Annotated in this window: 19 protein-coding genes and 2 pseudogenes; 13 read left to right on the top strand and 8 right to left on the bottom strand. The window is 58.7% G+C overall.

Annotated features, from left to right (window positions below; all coding sequences use genetic code 11):
- Positions 1-78: 78 nt before the first annotated feature.
- From CH92_RS21525 to CH92_RS00225, 9 genes and pseudogenes are all read left to right on the top strand, one after another.
- Positions 79-252, top strand: coding sequence for a DUF2934 domain-containing protein (locus CH92_RS21525; RefSeq protein ID WP_080689951.1), 174 nt, complete (start codon positions 79-81; stop codon positions 250-252).
- A 240-nt stretch (positions 253-492) separates the two neighbouring features.
- Entirely contained in the window at positions 493-1,491 is a 999-nt protein-coding gene (locus CH92_RS00205) for an NAD(P)H-quinone oxidoreductase (RefSeq protein WP_025239787.1), read from the top strand.
- Between the two features lie 317 nt (positions 1,492-1,808).
- Positions 1,809-2,564, top strand: a complete 756-nt coding sequence (locus CH92_RS22160; RefSeq protein WP_200869633.1) for a PAS domain-containing protein — start codon at positions 1,809-1,811, stop codon at positions 2,562-2,564.
- 110 nt (positions 2,565-2,674) lie between these two features.
- Positions 2,675-3,880 (top strand): annotated as a pseudogene (locus CH92_RS22165) (ATP-binding protein); the annotation flags it as partial.
- Positions 3,881-4,046: 166 nt separating this feature from the next.
- Positions 4,047-4,253 carry a DUF2934 domain-containing protein gene (locus CH92_RS00215; protein ID WP_025239788.1) on the top strand — a complete coding sequence of 69 codons (207 nt, stop codon included), beginning with the start codon at positions 4,047-4,049 and terminating at the stop codon, positions 4,251-4,253.
- Between the two features lie 126 nt (positions 4,254-4,379).
- Complete coding sequence (locus CH92_RS00220) at positions 4,380-6,419, top strand: hybrid sensor histidine kinase/response regulator (RefSeq protein ID WP_025239789.1); 2,040 nt, start codon at positions 4,380-4,382, stop codon at positions 6,417-6,419.
- 593 nt (positions 6,420-7,012) lie between these two features.
- On the top strand, positions 7,013-7,264 hold the full coding sequence (locus tag CH92_RS21805; RefSeq protein WP_144380935.1) for a hypothetical protein: 252 nt from the start codon (positions 7,013-7,015) through the stop codon (positions 7,262-7,264).
- Between the two features lie 82 nt (positions 7,265-7,346).
- On the top strand, positions 7,347-7,772 hold the full coding sequence (locus CH92_RS21810) for a hypothetical protein (RefSeq protein ID WP_144380937.1): 426 nt from the start codon (positions 7,347-7,349) through the stop codon (positions 7,770-7,772).
- Between the two features lie 99 nt (positions 7,773-7,871).
- The gene (locus CH92_RS00225) at positions 7,872-8,444 is read left to right on the top strand and encodes a hypothetical protein (protein WP_025239790.1); all 573 of its coding nucleotides are present in this window, start codon (positions 7,872-7,874) and stop codon (positions 8,442-8,444) included.
- 393 nt (positions 8,445-8,837) lie between these two features.
- Here the strand turns inward: CH92_RS00225 and CH92_RS00230 are convergent, their stop codons facing one another.
- Together CH92_RS00230 and CH92_RS00235 are read right to left on the bottom strand one after the other, a co-directional pair.
- Entirely contained in the window at positions 8,838-9,206 is a 369-nt protein-coding gene (locus tag CH92_RS00230) for a cupin domain-containing protein (protein WP_025239791.1), read from the bottom strand.
- Between the two features lie 21 nt (positions 9,207-9,227).
- Positions 9,228-9,470 (bottom strand): annotated as a pseudogene (locus CH92_RS00235) (AraC family ligand binding domain-containing protein); the annotation flags it as partial.
- 392 nt (positions 9,471-9,862) lie between these two features.
- On the opposite strand from CH92_RS00235, the gene CH92_RS00240 reads away from it, so the two are divergent.
- Entirely contained in the window at positions 9,863-11,290 is a 1,428-nt protein-coding gene (locus tag CH92_RS00240; protein WP_080689952.1) for an autotransporter outer membrane beta-barrel domain-containing protein, read from the top strand.
- 306 nt (positions 11,291-11,596) lie between these two features.
- Here the strand turns inward: CH92_RS00240 and CH92_RS00245 are convergent, their stop codons facing one another.
- The 5 genes from CH92_RS00245 to CH92_RS00265 all read right to left on the bottom strand — a co-directional run bounded on the left by CH92_RS00245 (position 11,597) and on the right by CH92_RS00265 (position 15,224).
- Positions 11,597-12,007: a hypothetical protein gene (locus CH92_RS00245; protein ID WP_025239794.1), complete on the bottom strand. Its 411-nt coding sequence runs from the start codon at positions 12,005-12,007 to the stop codon at positions 11,597-11,599.
- A 1-nt stretch (position 12,008) separates the two neighbouring features.
- A complete protein-coding gene (locus CH92_RS00250) occupies positions 12,009-12,965 on the bottom strand; it encodes a DUF6402 family protein (protein WP_025239795.1) in 957 nt (318 codons plus the stop codon).
- A 9-nt stretch (positions 12,966-12,974) separates the two neighbouring features.
- The gene (locus CH92_RS00255) at positions 12,975-13,487 is read right to left on the bottom strand and encodes a PAAR domain-containing protein (protein ID WP_025239796.1); all 513 of its coding nucleotides are present in this window, start codon (positions 13,485-13,487) and stop codon (positions 12,975-12,977) included.
- A gap of 447 nt (positions 13,488-13,934) precedes the next feature.
- Positions 13,935-14,315 carry a cupin domain-containing protein gene (locus CH92_RS00260; protein ID WP_025239797.1) on the bottom strand — a complete coding sequence of 127 codons (381 nt, stop codon included), beginning with the start codon at positions 14,313-14,315 and terminating at the stop codon, positions 13,935-13,937.
- 96 nt (positions 14,316-14,411) lie between these two features.
- Positions 14,412-15,224, bottom strand: a complete 813-nt coding sequence (locus CH92_RS00265) for an AraC family transcriptional regulator (protein WP_025239798.1) — start codon at positions 15,222-15,224, stop codon at positions 14,412-14,414.
- A 277-nt stretch (positions 15,225-15,501) separates the two neighbouring features.
- Between CH92_RS00265 and CH92_RS00270 the strand changes: the two genes are divergently transcribed.
- Positions 15,502-15,795: a hypothetical protein gene (locus CH92_RS00270; protein WP_025239799.1), complete on the top strand. Its 294-nt coding sequence runs from the start codon at positions 15,502-15,504 to the stop codon at positions 15,793-15,795.
- Positions 15,796-15,886: 91 nt separating this feature from the next.
- Here the strand turns inward: CH92_RS00270 and CH92_RS00275 are convergent, their stop codons facing one another.
- Positions 15,887-16,195, bottom strand: a complete 309-nt coding sequence (locus CH92_RS00275; protein ID WP_158491114.1) for a DOPA 4,5-dioxygenase family protein — start codon at positions 16,193-16,195, stop codon at positions 15,887-15,889.
- 431 nt (positions 16,196-16,626) lie between these two features.
- Between CH92_RS00275 and pnuC the strand changes: the two genes are divergently transcribed.
- Positions 16,627-17,190, top strand: a complete 564-nt coding sequence (gene pnuC, locus CH92_RS00280; RefSeq protein WP_025239801.1) for a nicotinamide riboside transporter PnuC — start codon at positions 16,627-16,629, stop codon at positions 17,188-17,190.
- A gap of 368 nt (positions 17,191-17,558) precedes the next feature.
- Positions 17,559-19,394, top strand: a complete 1,836-nt coding sequence (locus CH92_RS00285; protein WP_025239802.1) for an ABC transporter ATP-binding protein — start codon at positions 17,559-17,561, stop codon at positions 19,392-19,394.
- Positions 19,395-19,417 lie beyond the last annotated feature (23 nt).

Below are 19,417 nucleotides of genomic sequence, written 5' to 3' on the forward strand. Positions count from 1 at the left end.
AGGCTGTTGTCGCGCGGAAGTGCTTTCTTCCCGATGGGCTCCGCCGCCCTTGCTAACCGACCGCATGAGGAAAGACAAATGGACATTGAACAACGCATACGCGAACGCGCCTATGATATTTGGGACGGTCAGGGTCAGCCCGAGGGGCAAGCCGCCGCGCACTGGTTGCTCGCCCGGGAAGAGGTTGAGCACTTCTACAAGAAAGGTGATGCGAGCTCCGGCAGCGTGGAAAAGCAGGCTGAGGATCTATAGGCCGGCACCGGAACGGACGTGGTTACCGCTCAGCACCCGTCAGCCGTTACACACCCTCTGCCCGTGCCGCTGGAGATTTCATTGTCGGCGGTATAAGGGCGCTTCAGCGTAAAACACCTGCAAACCTGACGCTCCTATTGCCGTCCGGGCTTGGCGCTTCGGCTGTCGAGCACTACCTTGTAACTTCGAATTGGCCCTAATCAAAAACGCGCCATCCGGCGTTGTAAGGAAAAGATCGTGATGAGTGAGCAAACCATGCGTCATGTAGAGCATCGCCCAGGTGGCGGTGCCGAGTGTCTTCGGCTGGTAGACGGCCCCATCCCCGAGCCAGGTCCTCACGACGTCCTGGTGCGGGTCGCCTACGCCGGCATTAACCGCCCAGACGTGTTCCAGCGCTCCGGCAGTTATCCGCCGCCACCGGATGCTTCGCCACTGCTCGGCCTGGAAATCTCCGGCGAGATCGTTGCGCTCGGCGCTGAGGTGAGCGGCTGGTCCGTCGGTGACCAGGTCTGCGCCCTGACCCCCGGTGGCGGCTACGCCGAATACTGTGTGGCCCCCGCCGAGCATTGCCTGCCGGTGCCTGCCGGCCTGTCGCTGTTGGAGGCAGCGGCCCTGCCGGAAACCTACTTCACCGTATGGAGCAACGTGTTCGAACGTGGCGGCCTCAAGCCGGGCGAAAGCTTTCTGGTCCACGGCGGCTCCAGCGGTATCGGCCTGACGGCCATTCAGCTGGCCAAGCAGTTCGGTGCTCAGGTATTCACCACCGTCGGCAACGCCGACAAGGTCGAAGCCTGCCAGCGCGCCGGAGCCGACCGGGTGATCAACTACCACGAGGAAGACTTCGTCGAGGTCCTGGCGCAGGCTACCGAGGGTAACGGTGTGGACGTCATCCTCGACATGGTCGGTGGCGACTACATCGCGCGCAACATCAAGTCCCTCGCGGTGGATGGCCGGCTGGTGCAGATCGCCTTTCTCAAGGGCAGCCGGGTGGAGTTCGATACCTCGGCGATCATGCGCAAGCGCCTCACCTTCACCGGCTCGACCCTGCGCCCACGCAGCCGCCAGGACAAGGCGGGGATCGCCAAAGCGTTGCAGGAGAAGGTCTGGCCGCTGCTGGAAAGGGGCGCCTGCCATCCGGTGATCCACGCCACCTTCCCGCTGGCTGACGTCGCCGAGGCGCACCGGCTAATGGAAAGCAGCCAGCACATCGGCAAGATCATGCTGGACGTCGCCGGATAATCAACGCAATTACTCCAACTCTGGAGCGTTCGCGATCAGAGGGCTGGATGCGGCGTTCGATAGCGCATTCTCGACGGGAGGATGCTGCGATCTGCCCGTTCAGCGTTGGGGCAAATACGGAACGCCCAGGTAGCGGTATCGATATGAAGCGGGATGACGCCTCACGCGATCTGAACGCTTCATGCTTCCCGCTCTCAAAATACGCAGACATTCATGGCGGCGGGCGGGCAGCGAACACCCGCCCTCTGCCCCTGCGTTCGATCACCAGTCTTCTGCGCTAACGTCAACGATCAGGTCTCGATATCGAATCCAAACCTATGTCCAACTCAAGCATCAACGGGCCTGCCTTCCTACAGGGCGGCGGCGAAATGGGTGCCTTGATGCGGTCACACGACTGGGCGGCCACGCCCTTTGGCCATACCGTTAGCTGGCCGCAGTCGCTGCGCTCCATGGTATCGGCGTGCCTTAACTCGCCGTTGCTGGGCACCATTCTGTGGGGCCCCGAGCTGCGAATGCTCTACAACGACGCCTATATTCCGTCCATGGCCGATCGACACCCCAACGCGCTGGGCCTGCCGGTCGCCGATGTCTGGGGCGAAGCGTGGGACATGGTTGCCCCGCCCTTCCATCATGCGATGAACACCGGTGAAGGCTTCGCGCAGGACCTCGTCGAGTTGCCGATGATGCGTAACGGCCAACCGGAAATCACATACTGGAATATCAGCGCCGCACCGATCCGCGGCGAGGACGGCAGCATTGTCGGCCTGCTGAACCAGGGCATGGAGATCACAGGCCGGGTTATCGCCGAAAGGCAGCGCCTGGTCGCCAAACAGCATCTGCGCGAAATGAACAAGCGCCTTTCCCACGAGGTAATCATCCGCACGGAAGAGCGCAACCTGATGTGGGATACCTCCCCTGACCTGATGATCGTGATCGACTTCAAGGGTGTCATTCATCGGGTCAACCCAGCCTGGACGACGCTGCTCGGATACAGCACCGACGAGCTCATCGGCCATCACGTCAATGAATTCATTGTGGAAGAAGATCATCGGAAACGGTCAACGCCTATCTGACCACTGCTGTCGGCACATCGGTGCGGATCGTCAACCGCTACCGGCACAAAAGCGGAGCGTTGCACCCGATCTCATGGGTCGCTGCGCCGGCAGGCGACATGACCTACGCCACCGGTCGCGACATCACCGAAGAACGGGCACGCCAGGCGCAGCTCGAATCGACCCATGAACAGCTGCGCCAGGCGCAGAAGATGGAGGCGGTAGGTCAGCTCACCGGAGGGCTGGCGCACGACTTCAACAACCTGCTCGCCGGTATCTCCGTCAGCCTGGAAATGATCGACAGCCGCATCAGGCAGGGTCGGATGCTGGATATTGAGAAATACCTGCTGGTGGCACAGGGTTCGACCAAGCGCGCCGCGGCGCTCACGCATCGACTGCTGGCCTTTTCCCGCCGGCAGACCTTGGCGCCAAAGCCGACCAACGCGGCGATCCTCGTCAACGGCATGCTTGAAATAATCCAGCGCACCGTAGGTCCGGATATCACAGTGGAAAGCATCCCAGCGGCCGATTTATGGCCAGCACTGGTCGACCCGTCACAGCTGGAAAACGCCCTGCTCAACCTATGCCTCAACGCCCGCGACGCGCTGCCTGGCGGTGGCCTCATCGTCATTGAACTGAACAACTGCGTAATCGACGCCGACAGCACGAAGCAGCAGGACATTCCAGCGGGGCAGTACCTGGCGATGCGGGTAACGGACAACGGCACCGGCATGTCGCCCGATGTCCTGGAGAAGGCATTCGACCCGTTCTTCACCACCAAGGCGATCGGTGAAGGCACAGGCTTGGGGTTGTCGATGATTTACGGGTTCGCGCAACAGTCCGGAGGGCAGGTGCGCATCGCTTCCCAACCAGGCGCAGGCACCAAGGTCACCCTTTACCTGCCGCGCTATCACGGCGAAGCTGAAGCCGATACCGGTCAGCCGGGCGGCACCGTCGTTGTGGCCGAACGGCGAAGCGAAACCGTATTGATCGTCGAGGACGAAGCGGCCGTCCGGATGCTGGTCGCCGATCTCTTGCAGGGCGAGGGCTATCGCACTATCGAGGTGCCTGATGGCACCGCTGGCCTTGAAGTGCTGCAATCCGGTGTTGTTATCGATCTGCTCATATCCGATGTCGGCCTGCCCGGTGGCATGAACGGCTTACAGCTGGCCAAGGCTGGGCGGCACGGTCGTCCCGAGCTACCGGTGCTCCTCATCACTGGCTATGCGGCAGATGCCCTTGCCGATCATGGCAGCCTGGAGCCGGGCATGTCGGTGCTCACCAAGCCTTTCACGATAGCGAGTCTGACCGAGCGTATTCGTACGCTGATTGGCTAGCCGCCCAGCGAATTTCGCCTCTCGGACCGCGATTTCGTCAGCCTCCCGTCCAGATTCTGGAACCATCTGCCTGCTGCCCGCCTCTGCTCAATACAGGGTGTGAAGACACCGAACCGGGCCGAAGCGGATTGCTATCCGTCCTGGCCACAGCGACGAGGGCAACGATATGAACGACGAGCAGCGTATACGTGACCGGGCTTATGAAATCTGGGAAGCCAACGGCCGACCGGAAGGCCAGGAAAGTGAACATTGGGCGCAGGCGCGCGACGAGATGGAACCCTTCTACAAGGAAGGTGATGCCACGGCCGGTAGCGTCGAGAGCAGCGTGGGGATTCCCATGCCGAAGCCGGAAAGCGACCCCCAATCGAGCTGAGCGGACGACCGTGAGGCGCTACCTGTACCGCGCCTCGCCGGTCAGCGATCGTTCAACTATGCAGTCTCTGGCACTGACGGTTCGCTGTTCCTGCGCCAGTTTCTTTAACAGGCCCCTTTCGCCCCGATGATGCAACCACTCAATCACCAGGCCATTTTCCAGGCCGTACCCAACCTGCATTTGATCCTGGCGCCTGATCCGGATTTCACCATCCTGGCGGCCAGCGACGCGCAACTGCGCGCAACCAATACGCGTCGGGAACAAAGCGTTGGTCGGCCAGTATTCGATGTGTTTCGCAAGAACCCGGATGATCCAACAGAATTTGGCACCGGGGCTTTACGCGCTTCGCTGGAGCGCGTTCTACGGACTCGCTCGCCAGATGGCATGGCCATCACCAAGTACGACATTCCGCGGCCGGAGTCGGAGGGCGGCGGCTTCGAAGTGCGCTACTGGCGTCCTCTAAACGTGCCGGTACTCGATGATCGGGGCGACGTGCTTTACATCATCCATCAGGTCGAAGACGTTACCGAAGACGTGTTACGGCAAGAAAGCGCCGGCCTCAGCCACACCGACGAACGCTTTCGCGCCGCGCTGCTGGCCTCCGGGACGGGCACCTTCACGTGGTACCTCCACGATGGGAGCTTCAGCTTTGATGGCGCGTTGGAGCAGATATTCGGTCTGGCCCTCGGTCAGAAGGTCAACAATGTTTCGCGGTTCATCGAGCATGTGCATAGCGAGGATCGAAAGCTGGTGCGCCTGGCCTTCGATCGTGGCAACGACTTTGCTGTCGAGTTTCGCCTGACGCATACCGGCGCCGAGCGGTGGTTTTCATGCAAGGCCAAGGCGTTTCGCGACGCTACGGGCAACCTGGCCTACATTGCCGGCGCCTGCACGGATGTCAGCGCTCTCAAGCGCGCCGAACAAGCCCTGCGCGTCAGCGAGGGCCGCATGCGCCAGCTCAACGAAACCCTTGAGGCGCGCGTGGCGGCCGAAGTCGCCGAACGCGTCCGCGCGGAAGACGCCCTGCGTCAGGCACAGAAAATGGAGGCCGTCGGCCAGCTCACCGGTGGCATCGCGCATGACTTCAACAACCTGTTGACCGGCATCATTGGCAGCCTTGACCTCATGCAGCGGCGCAACCGCCGCGGTGAAGTGCAGGAGGTCGAGCGTTACATCAACGCCGCCGTCACCTCAGCCCAGCGCGCCGCTGCACTGACGCAGCGGCTACTGGCCTTTTCCCGGCAGCAGACCCTCGATCTCAAACCGGTCGACGTCAACCAACTCGTGGCCTCGCTGGAAGACTTACTGCATCGCACCACGGGCGAGAACATCCGGCTACAGACGGACCTGAGCGCCGGGCTGCAGCCCGCCTGCATGGACGTCAACCAGCTCGAAAGCGCCTTGATCAACCTCGTCATCAATGCCCGAGATGCCATGCCGCACGGCGGCAAGATCACTGTCTCCACCAGCAGCTACCAGCAAACCGCCACCCCCGACCCGAAGAAGCGCGGCCTGACCGAGGGCGACTATATTCTCCTGGACGTTACCGACACAGGTACCGGCATGACGCCGGAGGTGCGCGGGCGAGCATTCGAACCCTTCTTCACCACCAAACCCATCGGCCAAGGCACGGGCCTGGGGCTCTCGATGGTGTATGGCTATATCAAGCAGGCCAAGGGCTACATCCATATCGAGTCGGCGTCTGGGACAGGGACTAGCGTCTGTCTATATCTGCCCGCTCATCAGGGCGAGACGAGCCCGACGCGGGTTGAACCGGAACGTACGCTCCACGGCATGGGCGAGACCATCCTCGTGGTCGAGGACGAACCCGTGGTCCGCTCGCTGGTGATCGAAGTCCTTCGAGACCTGGGTTACGAAACCCTGGAAGCTGGCGAGGCCACCGAAGCACTGATCATCACCGAAAGCGCTCAGCGCATCGACTTGATGGTGTCCGACGTCGGCCTGCCCGGCATGAACGGCCGCCAGCTGGCCGATATCGTCCGCCAGCAACGCCCCGGCCTGAAAGTGCTCTTCGCCACCGGCTACGCCGAAAGCTTCGCCGCCAACGACTTCCTAGGCCCGGACATGGGCGTGATTACCAAGCCGTTTGCCATCGATGCCTTTGCCACCAAGGTTGGGGAAATGCTGGGTACGCACGACGGCTGAGCGGGCCGGTTCCAACATTCCTCATAACTAGCCGCCCTACCCGCACGCTGGCCTGAGCGAAACCGTATATCCGATAGCCATACACCAAGCACGGATTAATCCCTTTTGCTGCTTTACCGGATTTATCGCCGCCGGTAACGTGGCGAAGCCGTGCCGGTTTGCGCACCGCCTCACACTCCCCCGCAGGCTTAAGCCCAGCGGCCAGCTCAACGGGCTACGGCCCGAACACCACGGAAGGTACAGATGGCCCGCTTTTTCCCCGTTCGGTCTCAGTGTCAGTTCGATACGCCTGGCGAGCGGCGTTTTGCCGAGCGGTTTATTCAGCGCGCCGTCGGCCTCTCCCGAATCCATCGAAGTGGGGCAGGCGGGAGAGCAAGAGCCATGAACGCACTCGCAAATTGCTTCGAATCAACGCCGGCTAATCGCCTTGGTGGACTGTGGTGTATAACCTTCCAATTGGTTTTACAGTCCGTTGAAAGGCTTGTGCTAGAGCCGTTAATAAATCCCGTACGGAATGTTATACATCAAGCCCGTTCGGCGTCTTATACACCACTTGGTGTCTAATTATAGTTAGACAAAAACGGAGTAATTGCGTGATTACACTCTGGGCAGTACTGGGAACTATGGCGGCAGGCTGGCTTCTAGCCACAACCGTCCGAGGAGCTGATGGTAAAGCGCTCTATTTTGTCGCGGGGATTACCGGGTATCCCATAGCTTGTGTAGGGCTTGGCTTATTACTGGAGATAAGCGGAGTAAAAATTATGGCTTTCGGCTTCATCGCTCTCGTAGGTATGGCTATATATGTAATGCTTCGTCCAGATGATTCAAGCGCAACCGAAGGCTGAATGCGTCTAACAAGCCGCTGGAATCGCTCACTCCGTTCGCTTGGACCGGCTAAGCCGGCCCCTATCTTAATCGTTAGGCAAAATGGCTCGAACAACAAAAATCGCATTAGCGCGCGAGCAGTTAGAGGACGGAATCGGCCTGTTTCTGAGTGGCCGATATGTCTCTGCACTCACACTACTTGGTGCCTCCGAAGAAATTCTCTCTAGAATCATTCAAGAACAAACAGGCACTCATCCCCTAGAAAATTTATGGCAATGGGCAAATCGAACAAGAACACGCTTGGGGCACCCACATTTATCAAAGCAGGAAATATTTAAGTCATGGAATGCGGGTCGAAATACTGTTAAACATCACAACCCAGGCGAACCACAAAACTTGAACCATGATCGGTTTGGCGAGGCGTTCATGATGATTCAACGTGCAACTAGCTGCGCAGATCATTTAAAACTCAAGTATGTAGGTAAAAAATTATATAAGGCGTGGCTCGTCGAAAAAGGTTTTCCGTAACCGTGTTCGACTTTTGTGAATGCCTAACAAGTGGTTCAAATCGTTCGCTTCGCTCACTGGGACGGGCTAAAGCCCGCCCCTTAACCAAACGTTAGGCATATGGAAAAATTCTGGGACATTCTAAGCGCAGCACCCTCAGAGGCCTGGGTTGGCCTATTAGGCGTTATCTTTGGCTCATTACTTACAACTCTTGGCGCCTGGCTAACCAACAGTTCTAACAGAAAGCAGTTGAAGCTACAGCTTGAGCATGAAAAGCGGCTACAAAGCCAGAAGCTCGCAAAAGAGCGTCTTGAAGAACTTTACGTTTTGGTATGTCACTGGCAACACGGTATGTTTAGCAACTACATGAATCTGACCCTCGTAATGAAAGGGCATACCGATTACAACCAATACCTCGATACTCTTATAAATGAAAAGTCGTCTAATGGCGTTGACTTCAATCGCCTTGAAATGATCATTGGTGTTTACGGGGAGCAAGTGCAACCCGCATATGACGCCGCGCTTAAAATACGAGAGGATATTAACTCTATAGAAGCAGAGCATAAGTCTGCCTATCGCCGCGGTGAGCCAGGTGGAGCTTTTCTAAAACCGTTCAGTGATGCTCAACTTGAATTTGGCACAGCCTGTGACGCACTAAAAGACAAAATTGCTCTAGCAGCAAGGGAAGCCTAACAAGTGGTTCAAGTCGTTCGCTTCGCTCACTCGGGACGGGCTAAAGCCCGCCCCTTAACCAAACGTTAGGTTCATTCATGGCTAGCGAGGTAGCCTGGAAATGACGCGTGGAAAAGGCTCCGCCGTTTTCCACCCTACGCAATGGCGAGGCCTCGTTAGTGCAGGCGGATGTGGTTGACGTAGGGTGGGCAACTTTTTTTGTCCACGCGGCGATCGCTTACTGGCGACGCATTGCTCGAAACCGCATGCCATGTCTGCATGCTCGCCGGGAGGGTGCCTTGGATGGTTGGTGGGCTGAAGCGGAACGCCGCCCGGCCCACCCTACATATTGTTTGAGCTGGGAAAGGGCAGAGACTAATTGATCTGTCCACTCGCCTTTTTGGTCGATCTGAATCAAATCCAAACATCGCTCTCAGCGGTCCGCTCATTCGTCGCATCGCCGGTATTCAACACACCCCTGGGCTCGATCAGCAGCAGCTTCGTCTCCTGCGCCGCGCTGGGTTTGTGTTCAACCCCTTTCTTCACCACATACATCTCGCCGGCACCGACGGTGACCTCGCCGTCTCGAAAATGAATCACCAGCTCGCCCTCCAGCACGATGAAGGTTTCGTCGGTGTCGGCATGCCGGTGCCAGATGAACTCGCCTTCTAGCCGGGCGATTTTGAACTGGTGGTCGTTCATTTCCGCGACGACCTTCTGCGTCCACTGTTCATGGAACAGCGCAAATTTCTCGGCGAAGTTAATAGCGGAATAGGGATGCATCCGGTAGCGGAAGCCGGCCTATGCGCCGGCCTTTCCATTGTGGACCTCGTCCGGGTGGAGCACGATGGTGCCGCCCGGCAGGCTGTGCCGCATCGATTGCCGATAATAAAAGCTCTGCACACCCGACAACGTGCTGGCGATGGCGTAGGTGTCATGTCGGTGGGGCGTGTAGCCGTGACCGCGGAAATTGACTTCGATACGCTCCATCTTTGTCGATGGCGTGGCGCGAGCCAGCCAGTCGCGGTCGGTGCTGAGTCTGTTCATCGCGCTGCGCTACATAGATACGAGGTTGAAGCATCCCCATCGTGTGCGCAGGCTGGTAGCGGGAACATCTGATTTAAAGAAGGCCTATTTACTTTCTGCATAACTGCCGAGCGCTTAGTCGCTTGGTAGGAACACCGGCTGTGTCCTGCAAATTGCGGTTACCCCGCAGCTATCGGCGTGTTGCTCTTAGGCGACGCAGCCTTTCCAGTAAACGTACCGTCTGTCGGCGCCTCCATTTTTGCGTTCAGGTTGAGCAGCGGGACGCCGATAAGTCCGTTTAGACATTACCACCTGCGAAATGTGATGGCCTTTGGCCGCTCCTGGGTGTGATTTCCGCGCCGCTCGCTCAATGGCGAGCCGTGACCTATTTGCAGTGCTTTTGAGGGACTTTTATGCCTCGTTTCAACAAGCTTTTGCCCAGCACGATTTATAGCGCTTTGTTGATGGGTTGCATAACTGCCGCTCACGCCGCTCCCAGTACTATGGACGTCGAATACGATGGTTACAAATACACCATTGGATCCGCGTATACGTCCTATACCGATATGCCGTCCTTGCTGGAATCTCAATACTGGTGGGGAAACCAGTCACTGTCGTTTGCTTTGTCCGGATTGGTTACTGACCAGTTACCAGGCACGCCTTTTCTACTGTTCGGCTATGGGTTAGATAGCGGACACGTCTCGATCGATTATTATCAGGGATCGGTTATAAACTGCCCAATTAACTGTCCGTACGTAAGTGGCGAATATTACTACGCGACCGCCACGAGAGCTGCTCTATCGCCGGTGGTACCCGAACTTCCTGAAACACCAGAAGTACCAGAAACACCAGAAGTACCAGAAGTACCAGAGGTACCGTTGCCGCCGGTGGTAATTGAGAAAGAAATGATCACGTTAGCGTCTTCTGTAGACAGCCTGATCTCCGCTTCCTCTGGTATCAATTCTGTTATTAGTAACGTAAATGTCTTGATTAACGGTGCACACAGCCGCCCCATTTCGCGTTTGGTCGAGCCTGGTAAGAATACTTTCTGGATAGGTGGGGACTGGGGACGCGATGATCACGGCGACCGGGACGGCTCCAATGGTGTCGCTGAGTTTGGACTTGGCCGTAACTTTGGCTTTGCGCAGATCAACGTATCCATTGGCCAGACCTGGGCAAAGCAGAGCCTTGCCTACAGCGGCAAAATCGATGCAGACGGTCAATACGCGATGCTGGAAGCAATCATCCCGTTATCTGAGCAGCACGGCATATATGCAACATTTGGCGGTTTTGGCCATTGGGGGAAGAGCGAAATTCGTCGCGGCTACGTTTACGGCAACAGCCTCGACTCTTCCCGCGGGAAAGCAGATACCGATACATGGGGGGCTCGTGTTCGTTTGGATTGGGTAAACGCGCTTACGCTTCATAAAACGGGCATCAGCCCCTATATCGACTTTAGCTATACGAACGCCCAAATCGACGGATACACCGAGAACGGGGGCAATGCCCGCGCTCGTTTTGATAGCCAGACTGACGAATATACGGAAGCTCGCCTTGGCTTAAACACTAAAACACCTCTTCCAATTCCAAGGTTCGACTTCGTAACGACCCTGGAAGGTGCGCATCGGTTTCAAGACCGTACTGCGGGTGTTAGCGGTGATGTGACCGGTCTTTTCACTTTCAAGGTGAAGGGAGAAGAAGTTACCAACGACTGGGTGAAGGCTGGCGCGGGCGTGGAGGGCTTGGTTGGTCCTGGTACCGTTTCGCTCATGTTGAACGGCACCTCGCGAAGTGACATGCCAAATCTATGGATGGCTGCCTCGTATCAGCTCGCGTTCTGAGTGGAGCCTGCGCTATTTGAAGCCCGCCTAGTGCGGTAGCCTGGAACTGACGCGTGGAAAAGGCTCCGCCGTTTTCCACCCTACGCAATGGCGAGGCCTCGTTAGTGCAGGCGGATGTGGTGACGTAGGGTGGACAACGCTTTTTTTGTCCACGCGGCGATTCCTTAATGACAGAAAAGGGGACAGATTTATTTATCCGTCCCCACCGTCCCGGTGATCGCTCTTAATCAAATCGCAAACCGCGGCACGACTCTCCGGCATCAAAACCAGCCATGTTGCGCTCAGCTTCAACAGCGTTTTTATGACTCACCCGTTCGGCACGACCTCGTAGGGCGTATTGCTGAAAAAGAGGTTGCGCCAGTCCGGGCGCCATTGGGGGATGCTCAGGGTAAAGTCTTGGGTGCGCTTGTCGAAGGCGATCCAGGTCACGCCCAGGCTTTGGCTGTCCTCGCTCGCTCGCATGTCTACTGAGCGCGTAGCAAAGAGCGGGCTGCGAAATATCGTCGACCGGTCCGCACGGTCGACGATGCGCAGATACGACAGGCCACCACCAGGGGCGAGCAGACCCTGTACGGGAACGCTTTCTATCAAATGGCCGCCTTGCGGGCTGACTTGCGAAACCGACGGCGGCGCGCTCAGTGCATCGTTAAGGCTCCAGCCAAAGAGCAGGGCGAGCGCGGCGAGAAGGCTGCATACAGCGAGAATGGTTTTGTTCATGTCAGTGTTTCGGCAGGGTGATGGCGGGCGTGCCAGGTGGCAAGGGTTCGCGTAGTAGATCGGAAAACACGCGGAAGTCTCCGCCTCGTTTGTATCTGGCCCGGTAATCGGCGAAATGCTTGTTCAGCACAAGCATGTAGCGTTTGCTCTGCTCGTCTATGTAGCGCCTTTGGTTCTGCTCACTCATGTTGAACAACGACCGCTGCATGATGCCGCGGGAGACGGCATCGACGCCGGCATTGTGTGCCGTGGCCGCCAGCAGGCTGGGAGCGATGCCATCGAAGTTCCAGTAGCCCAGCGGCTGGCTGAAAACCGAGCCGTCGTCGTTGAAGTCGTAATTGTCCTCGGCATAGAACAGCAATGTTCTCGGGCGAAACAGGATGCGATCTGCATGAACCTCTACGTCGCCCTCGGCCGCCACCCGCAGGTTGAAGTCCGCCAGCGCTCCGCGCAGGTCGTTGAGACCTTCGCTGCTCCATTTGGAAAAGGTGATCGCGCGTGAGTTGAAGTAGCCGAAGCGCTCCACCGCGCTCGCCAGGTTCGGGAAAACCAGGCGATGGCAGCCGAGCCCCTTGTCGCCATAGGCCTTGAGCAGATGTTTACGAATCTCACCCATGGCGGCGGCGTTGTTCCAGCTTCTGCGCAGCTCGGCGAGAACCGGCTGGATCTTTTCGAAACTAGCCACCCAACTCATCTTGACGATGCTTTCCCGGATGTACTGCGCCGGGGGGCATTCGGCGTGCTCCTTGACCCGCTGCGACATGCCGCCATTTTCCGTTGGCCAGGGTTGTCCCTGAAACCAGTGGCGCATCAGCGCGGCGGAAACCGGCCAATTGATGGCATCCATGGCTGCCGGAATGTCAGTGATCTTGAATAGCCTGGCCTGAACGGGGGTGCCATGCGTATTGCTCGCAGGGCTCAGGTTCGATTGTGCAACTAATGGCTCCGTGCTCGACATGCTGCGCCCTCAGCCAATGTAGATTTCGGTTTGTGGCGCGAACTCGACGGACACGGTCTCGGCCGTGTAGGCCGCAGCGTGTTTGGTCTTACCTTGCTCATCAGTGACCCCTTCGATGACGTTGCCGGAGGCCGTCTTCAGCGTGTAAGGGCGGTTGGCCAAAGGCAGACCGGTATCGCTATCGCTGAGCACGAAATGCTCGTCCAACTGGTTAGGCATCGGCGCCGGCGCAGTGAAAGGCGCCGTGCTCACTGACGAGCCGACCAGAATGTTGCCGGAGCCAGTCACGATACTGCCTCCGTGCGTGGTGGGGCTGCCGAGGAATGCAACCGGCTTGCCGTTAACCAAAATCGTGGCTTCGCCTTCTGATATCGCGCCACCGCAGTTACTGGTGTCACCGACTCGGGCAGCAGGTAGGTTGTTGAACAAGACGTCCGGGGAACCAACCGCCATGGGGTTGGAACCGTGACCGGGGATGGGGCAGGAGTGGGTGTCGGATAAGCGAGCAGCGGGCTTGGCCATACGAGTTCCTTTCGTAATCCATGAGTGAGGCTCAAGACCCTAACAAGTCTGGCGGAGCTCATCGACTCCGCCATCCCAAGGAGTCCGACTTGTTAACGTTTTCGCCAGCTGTTGGCGCTGCCGAGGGCGCTTTGCGTCAGCGAGGTAGCCTGGACGTGACGCGTGGAAAAGGCTTCGCCGTTTTCCACCCTACGCAATGGGAGGCTTCGTGATGCAAGCGGATGTGGTGACGTAGGGTGGACAACGCTTTTTTTGTCCACTCGGCGATCCGTTAATGGCGACGCCATGCTCGATACTGTATGCGATGCCCGCGTGCTCGCCCGGAAGGTGCCTTGGATGGTTGGTGGGCTGAAGCGGAACGCCGCCCGGCCCACCCTACAGATTGTTTGGGGAGGAAAAGGGCAGAAATTTATTCATCTTTCCCCCTGCCTCGCTGGCCGCTCTGAATCAAATCCAAACATCATTCTCAGCGGTCCGCTCATTCGTCGCATCGCCGGTATTCAACACACCCCTTGGCTCGATCAGCAGCAGCTTCGTCTCCCGCGCCGCGCTGGGTTTGTGTTCAATCCCTTTCTTCACCACATACATCTCGCCAGCGCCGACAGTGACCTCGCCGTCTCGAAAATGAATCACCAGCTCGCCCTCCAGCACGATGAAGGTTTCATCGGTGTCGGCATGCCGGTGCCAGATGAACTCGCCTTCTAGCCGGGCGATTTTGAACTGGTAGTCGTTCATTTCGGCGACGACCTTTTGTGCCCACTGGTCCCGGAACAGCGCGAATTTCTCGGCGAAGTTGATGGCGGAGTAGGGTGTCGTTTGAGTGTTCATGGCATGGCTCGCGAGTGGGTGCGGTAGGTGCCCACTACGCTAGCGCCGCACCTGCCGACTCGTATTGCACGATCGTGCAAGCACCGCTTGGGCCGGCTACCGGTGCTTGAGCATCTTCAGCCAACGTGCAGGGGAGATGCCGTAGGTCTGTGTGAACAGCCGGGTCATGTGGGCTTGATCAAAGAAGCCGCTCGCAAGCGCCGCATCGATCAGCGACTGACCTGCCAGCATCCGGTTGCGGGCCTCGGTAAGGCGCCGCTGGGTGATGTAGCGGTAGGGGCTGGTGCCGTACAGCGCACGGAAATCACGCGACAGGCTCCAGCGGTCGCGACCACTGGCCTGCACCAGGGCATCCAGCGTGATGCCTTCGCCAAGTGCGTCATGGATAAACGCGCGGGCCCGCTCAGCTGCGACGTAGTCAACGGCCTGCCGACCTCGCGGTTTGCCCGCCGCAGCCTTCAGTGCCTGCGCCAGGTCGTAGATCGCGTCGTCCTCTTCGAGCGGGTCGAGTGCGGCGTCCAGGCTGTAGAGCAGGCGATTGGTCGTTGAAAGCAGCCGAGGATCGTTCGACAGCCCACCCGGTATGAAGGGCAGGGGCTCGCCGCCAAGCACGTCCTGTATCAACGACGGTTCGATGTAGAGCATTCGGTAGCGGAAGCCGGCCTCTGTACCGGCCTCGCCATCATGAATTTCGTCCGGGTGAAGCACGATGGTGCCGCCCGGCAGGCTGTGCCGCATCGATTGCCGATAGTGAAAGCTCTGCACGCCCGACAACGTGCTGCCAATGGCGTAGGTGTCGTGTCGATGGGGCGTATAGCCGTGACCGCGGAAATAGGCTTCGATGCGCTCCATCTTTGTCGATGGCGTGGCGCGCGCAAGCCAGTCGCGGTCGGTGCTGAGTCTGTTCATCGCGCTGCGCTACATGGATACGAGGTTGAAGCATATCCATCGAAAGGGGCGCTTGTTAGCGTGGTCTCGTCGTGGCGGATTGCTTCGTAAGATGAGATCGCCGCAGCTGCTTCCGTCGTATATCGCGAGGCGCTTCCATCTCATAAGTTTCTATCCGCTACCGCTTCCATATTGGCCAAGTTATATTCACAAGTAGTCTGGCCGAAACAAGCACTAGGCTTAAATCGGTCATGACGGCCTTTTTGCATTTTGATCAATTATTGATAAGGAATATTTCATGGCGGATGCAATACAGATTAATACCGAACGCCTGAAAAATACTTTAGACCAAATAAGACTTAACCGTAGTGAAGCTTTAACCATCGACATAATTGAACAGTACATGGGTGGCTTTCATCAAAACAAAGCGGTTCCGCCAACGGATTCGTGGAACGCGCAATTCGGCAAGTATTTGAAAGCGCACCATGCAGAACTTGGTGTTCGTGAGATCGCTGCCGGGCAGAAAGTAAAAGTCAATGGCAGCCTTACCTCATCGTCTCTCTGGGCGCTGAATCACCAACCGGCTGAATGATAAGTAGGGTGCGCCGGGCGGCGATCCGCTTCGGCCCACCAGAATGGCTATCGAGCACAACGTCCGCGTGCCGATCACAGCAAAGTGGCAGCTAGCTCGTTGTGCGAGGGAGGGCGCCCAGGTTCAAGGGCAGCGGTGTACCCAGCCAAGCCGCGTACTCGGCATGCTCTCGGTAGGCATCCCGCGTTTCGGGATGGATCAGGATCGAAAGGCCACGCTGGTTGCACATCAACCAGGGCAATACGCTCGGCATGTCCGCCACTGAAAAGGCCAGCTGATACATCGGCTGGCTATGCGGTCCGACGGGGCGTTCATGCCAGCGCCCGATTCGCACGTCCGGGTATCGCTCCGCGATCTGCGAGCGAATCCACTGCGCCGTCTGCTCCTGTTCGCTCGTCATGAAATAAACGTGTGCGTGGTATCCACAGATGCTTTCAAAGTCTGCCATTTGCGTCGATATCGACGTATCAGATTCTTTCACTTGCCCTCCGGACGGGTCATGTGTGTAGGTAAGTATGGTGTAGGGACCGATAGTTTCAGTGCGCTGCGTGTAAGCGTGGACCAACAGTACAAAGATCGGGATATGGCCGATTGCGTTTCGTGTGGCGGAATCGCCGGAGGCGCTTACGTCGTTAACCGCGACACGGTCGCGGCCATCGCCCCGCGCCGCATACGCCCATCCGAACGTTGAATTACGCTCCGGTTGCTCGTCATTCAGCTATGTAGAGCGGGCGCACCCTGTGCGTTTATCTTTGCAGCAACTGGAGTGCGTCAAATAGCGCCGAGCGTCTGTCGTATCATGCCCGACCGCAACCGCTACTGCCCCGTCCCATGACCACCCTCGAACTCATCGCCTCAATCCTCGGCGTACTTGCCGTCTGGCTCACCGTGCGCCAGAACCCGCTGTGCTGGCCCATCGGGTTGGTGATGGTGTCGCTCTATGGCTGGTTTTTCTTCGAGGCGCGCTTGTATTCGCAGGTGTTGCTCAACGGCGTATTCGCCGCCATGCAATTGTATGGCTGGTGGCAGTGGACGCGGGGCAGCGGTGGGGAAGGCGGGCGGCCTGTCGTGGGTGCGGCGGCAATTGAGGTCGGCACGGGCCTGCTTATGGCAGTGCTGGGCAGTGTCGGGCTGGGTTTGTTGATGGCGACTGCGACTGAAGCGGCCTTCCCCTGGCCGGATGCGACGCTCACCGCGTTCAGCCTGCTGGCGCAGCTGTGGATGGCGCTCAAGCGCTGGCAGTGCTGGGTGTTGTGGATCGTGGTGGACGCGCTCTACGTAGCGTTCTTCCTGTTTCAGGAATACTGGCTCACCGCAGGGCTGTACGGATTGTTCACCCTGCTGGCGGTGATGGGCCTGCGTGAGTGGCGGCGGTCGGGGCTCGCGGCGCAATGAATCGCGATATGCGCGGATGCTTTACGTAGGATGGAATCGCTGGAAGCGCTTCCGTCGTTTATCGAGAAACGGCCGAATCCATCGTCCACACCGCAACCGAGCCAACCTTCCCGACTGTCGGATTACGCCTTTGGCTAATCCAACCTACGTTGGCTGGTGGCGTCCAACAATCGCCGTGTGGCGGAAGCTTTTTGTAGGATGGAATCGCTGCAGGCGCTTCCGTCGTTTATCGCCGGATAAACGCATGCATCGCAACACATCGAAATCGTACCAATTCACCCGATTGTCGGGTTATGCCTTCGGCTAATCCAACCTACGTCGGCTGTGGCGTCGCTGCCGCCCTCATTTGCCAGAGCAGACCGTTCCCCATGTTGTTCAGCCGTTTCGAAAACCTGATCGATGTCTTCAAACCCAGCCCTGACGTCGCGCCGCCGGCCGGCATGCTGCGCTTCTATGCTCACTACCTGAAGCAGGTCTGGCCCTTGATGACCGCCGTAATAGTGGTCGGCTTCTTCGCGGCGTTGATCGAGGTGGCGCTGTTCAGCTTTCTCGGCCAGTTGATCGACATGGCGCAGACGACGAGCGATGCGCGGACCTTCTTCGTCGAGCACCGCAACGCGCTGCTGTGGATGGCGCTGGTGGCGCTGATCATCCGGCCCCTGGTGTTCGGCCTGCACAACCTGCTGACCCATCAGGCGATCAACCCGGGGCTGACCAACCTGATCCGCTGGCAGAACCATCGCTACGTGCTCAAGCAGAGCCTGAATTTCTTCCAGAACGATTTTGCCGGGCGCATCGCCCAGCGCGTAATGCAGACCGGCCCATCGCTGCGCGATTCGGCGATGCAGGTGATCGATGCGCTGTGGCATGTGGTGGTCTACGCCGGCAGCGCGCTGTACCTGTTCGCCGCCGCCGATCTGCGCCTGATCGTGCCCTTGGTGCTGTGGATAATCGGCTACACCGCAGCGCTCTGGTATTTCGTGCCGCGCATTCGGGCGCGCTCGGCGGCCGCTTCCGCGGCGCGCTCGAAAGTCATGGGCCGCGTGGTGGACGGCTACAGCAACGTCGCCACGCTCAAGCTGTTCGCTCACTCAAAGGAAGAGGAAGGCTACGCACGCGAGGCCATGCAGGAGCTGCTCGGCAAATTTCAGCTGCAGTCGCGCATCATCACCAGCCTGGATTTGCTGATCTCCTGCATGAACGGCCTGCTGATCGTCGGCACCGGCGCGCTGGCGCTGTGGCTGTGGAGCGAGGCGCTGATCACCACCGGTGCCATCGCCCTGGCGCTGGGATTGGTGATCCGCATCAACAATATGTCCGAGTGGATCATGTGGGTGGTCAACGGCATTTTCGAGAACGTCGGCACCGTGCAGGACGGCATGCAGACCATCGTCCAGCCGCGCCACGTCATTGACCGCGAAGGCGCCAAACCGCTGGAGGTGGAGCAGGGCGGCGTACGCTTCGACGATGTGCATTTCCACTACGGCAAGCGCGGCGGGGTGATCAGCGGGCTGAGCATCGATATCCGTCCCGGCGAGAAAATCGGCCTGGTGGGGCCGTCCGGCGCCGGCAAGTCCACGTTGGTCAACCTGCTGCTGCGCCTCTACGACCTGGAAAGCGGGCGCATCCTCATCGACGGACAGGACGTCGCCGAGGTCAGCCAGGAAAGCCTGCGCGCCAACATCGGCATGGTCACGCAGGACACCTCGCTGCTGCACCGGTCGATCCGCGACAACCTGCGTTACGGCAGACCAGACGCCAGCGATGAACAGCTTTGGGCGGCGGCGCGCAAGGCCCGCGCGGATGCCTTTATCGCCACCCTGGACGACAGCCAGGGCGGCCTGGGCTTCGAGGCCAAGGTTGGCGAGCGCGGCGTCAAACTCTCCGGCGGTCAGCGCCAACGCATCGCCATCGCTCGGGTGTTGCTCAAGGACGCGCCCATTCTGGTGCTCGACGAAGCCACTTCGGCGCTGGATTCGGAAGTCGAGTCAGCCATTCAGGAAAGCCTTGATACGCTGATGGAGGGCAAGACGGTCATCGCCATCGCACATCGGCTGTCGACCATCGCGCGCATGGATCGCTTGGTGGTGATCGACGAGGGCCGGGTGATCGAGACCGGCACCCATGCCGAGTTGATCGAGCGGGGCGGCCTCTATGCACGCCTGTGGAAGCACCAGACGGGAGGTTTTGTCGGTGTCGATTGATACGGGGCGCGAGAATAACCGTG

Source organism: Stutzerimonas stutzeri (genome assembly GCF_000590475.1).
Lineage (GTDB): Bacteria > Pseudomonadota > Gammaproteobacteria > Pseudomonadales > Pseudomonadaceae > Stutzerimonas > Stutzerimonas stutzeri_D.

What these genes read in the sequence shown, in the direction of transcription:
- CH92_RS21525 (WP_080689951.1), top strand. Translation starts at nt 79, where the DNA reads ATGGACATTGAACAACGCATACGCGAACGCGCCTATGATATTTGGGAC.
- CH92_RS00205 (WP_025239787.1), top strand. Translation starts at nt 493, where the DNA reads ATGAGTGAGCAAACCATGCGTCATGTAGAGCATCGCCCAGGTGGCGGT.
- CH92_RS22160 (WP_200869633.1), top strand. Translation starts at nt 1,809, where the DNA reads ATGTCCAACTCAAGCATCAACGGGCCTGCCTTCCTACAGGGCGGCGGC.
- CH92_RS00215 (WP_025239788.1), top strand. Translation starts at nt 4,047, where the DNA reads ATGAACGACGAGCAGCGTATACGTGACCGGGCTTATGAAATCTGGGAA.
- CH92_RS00220 (WP_025239789.1), top strand. Translation starts at nt 4,380, where the DNA reads ATGATGCAACCACTCAATCACCAGGCCATTTTCCAGGCCGTACCCAAC.
- CH92_RS21810 (WP_144380937.1), top strand. Translation starts at nt 7,347, where the DNA reads ATGGCTCGAACAACAAAAATCGCATTAGCGCGCGAGCAGTTAGAGGAC.
- CH92_RS00225 (WP_025239790.1), top strand. Translation starts at nt 7,872, where the DNA reads ATGGAAAAATTCTGGGACATTCTAAGCGCAGCACCCTCAGAGGCCTGG.
- CH92_RS00230 (WP_025239791.1), bottom strand. Translation starts at nt 9,206, where the DNA reads ATGCATCCCTATTCCGCTATTAACTTCGCCGAGAAATTTGCGCTGTTC.
- CH92_RS00240 (WP_080689952.1), top strand. Translation starts at nt 9,863, where the DNA reads ATGCCTCGTTTCAACAAGCTTTTGCCCAGCACGATTTATAGCGCTTTG.
- CH92_RS00245 (WP_025239794.1), bottom strand. Translation starts at nt 12,007, where the DNA reads ATGAACAAAACCATTCTCGCTGTATGCAGCCTTCTCGCCGCGCTCGCC.
- CH92_RS00250 (WP_025239795.1), bottom strand. Translation starts at nt 12,965, where the DNA reads ATGTCGAGCACGGAGCCATTAGTTGCACAATCGAACCTGAGCCCTGCG.
- CH92_RS00255 (WP_025239796.1), bottom strand. Translation starts at nt 13,487, where the DNA reads ATGGCCAAGCCCGCTGCTCGCTTATCCGACACCCACTCCTGCCCCATC.
- CH92_RS00260 (WP_025239797.1), bottom strand. Translation starts at nt 14,315, where the DNA reads ATGAACACTCAAACGACACCCTACTCCGCCATCAACTTCGCCGAGAAA.
- CH92_RS00265 (WP_025239798.1), bottom strand. Translation starts at nt 15,224, where the DNA reads ATGAACAGACTCAGCACCGACCGCGACTGGCTTGCGCGCGCCACGCCA.
- CH92_RS00270 (WP_025239799.1), top strand. Translation starts at nt 15,502, where the DNA reads ATGGCGGATGCAATACAGATTAATACCGAACGCCTGAAAAATACTTTA.
- CH92_RS00275 (WP_158491114.1), bottom strand. Translation starts at nt 16,195, where the DNA reads ATGACGAGCGAACAGGAGCAGACGGCGCAGTGGATTCGCTCGCAGATC.
- pnuC (WP_025239801.1), top strand. Translation starts at nt 16,627, where the DNA reads ATGACCACCCTCGAACTCATCGCCTCAATCCTCGGCGTACTTGCCGTC.
- CH92_RS00285 (WP_025239802.1), top strand. Translation starts at nt 17,559, where the DNA reads ATGTTGTTCAGCCGTTTCGAAAACCTGATCGATGTCTTCAAACCCAGC.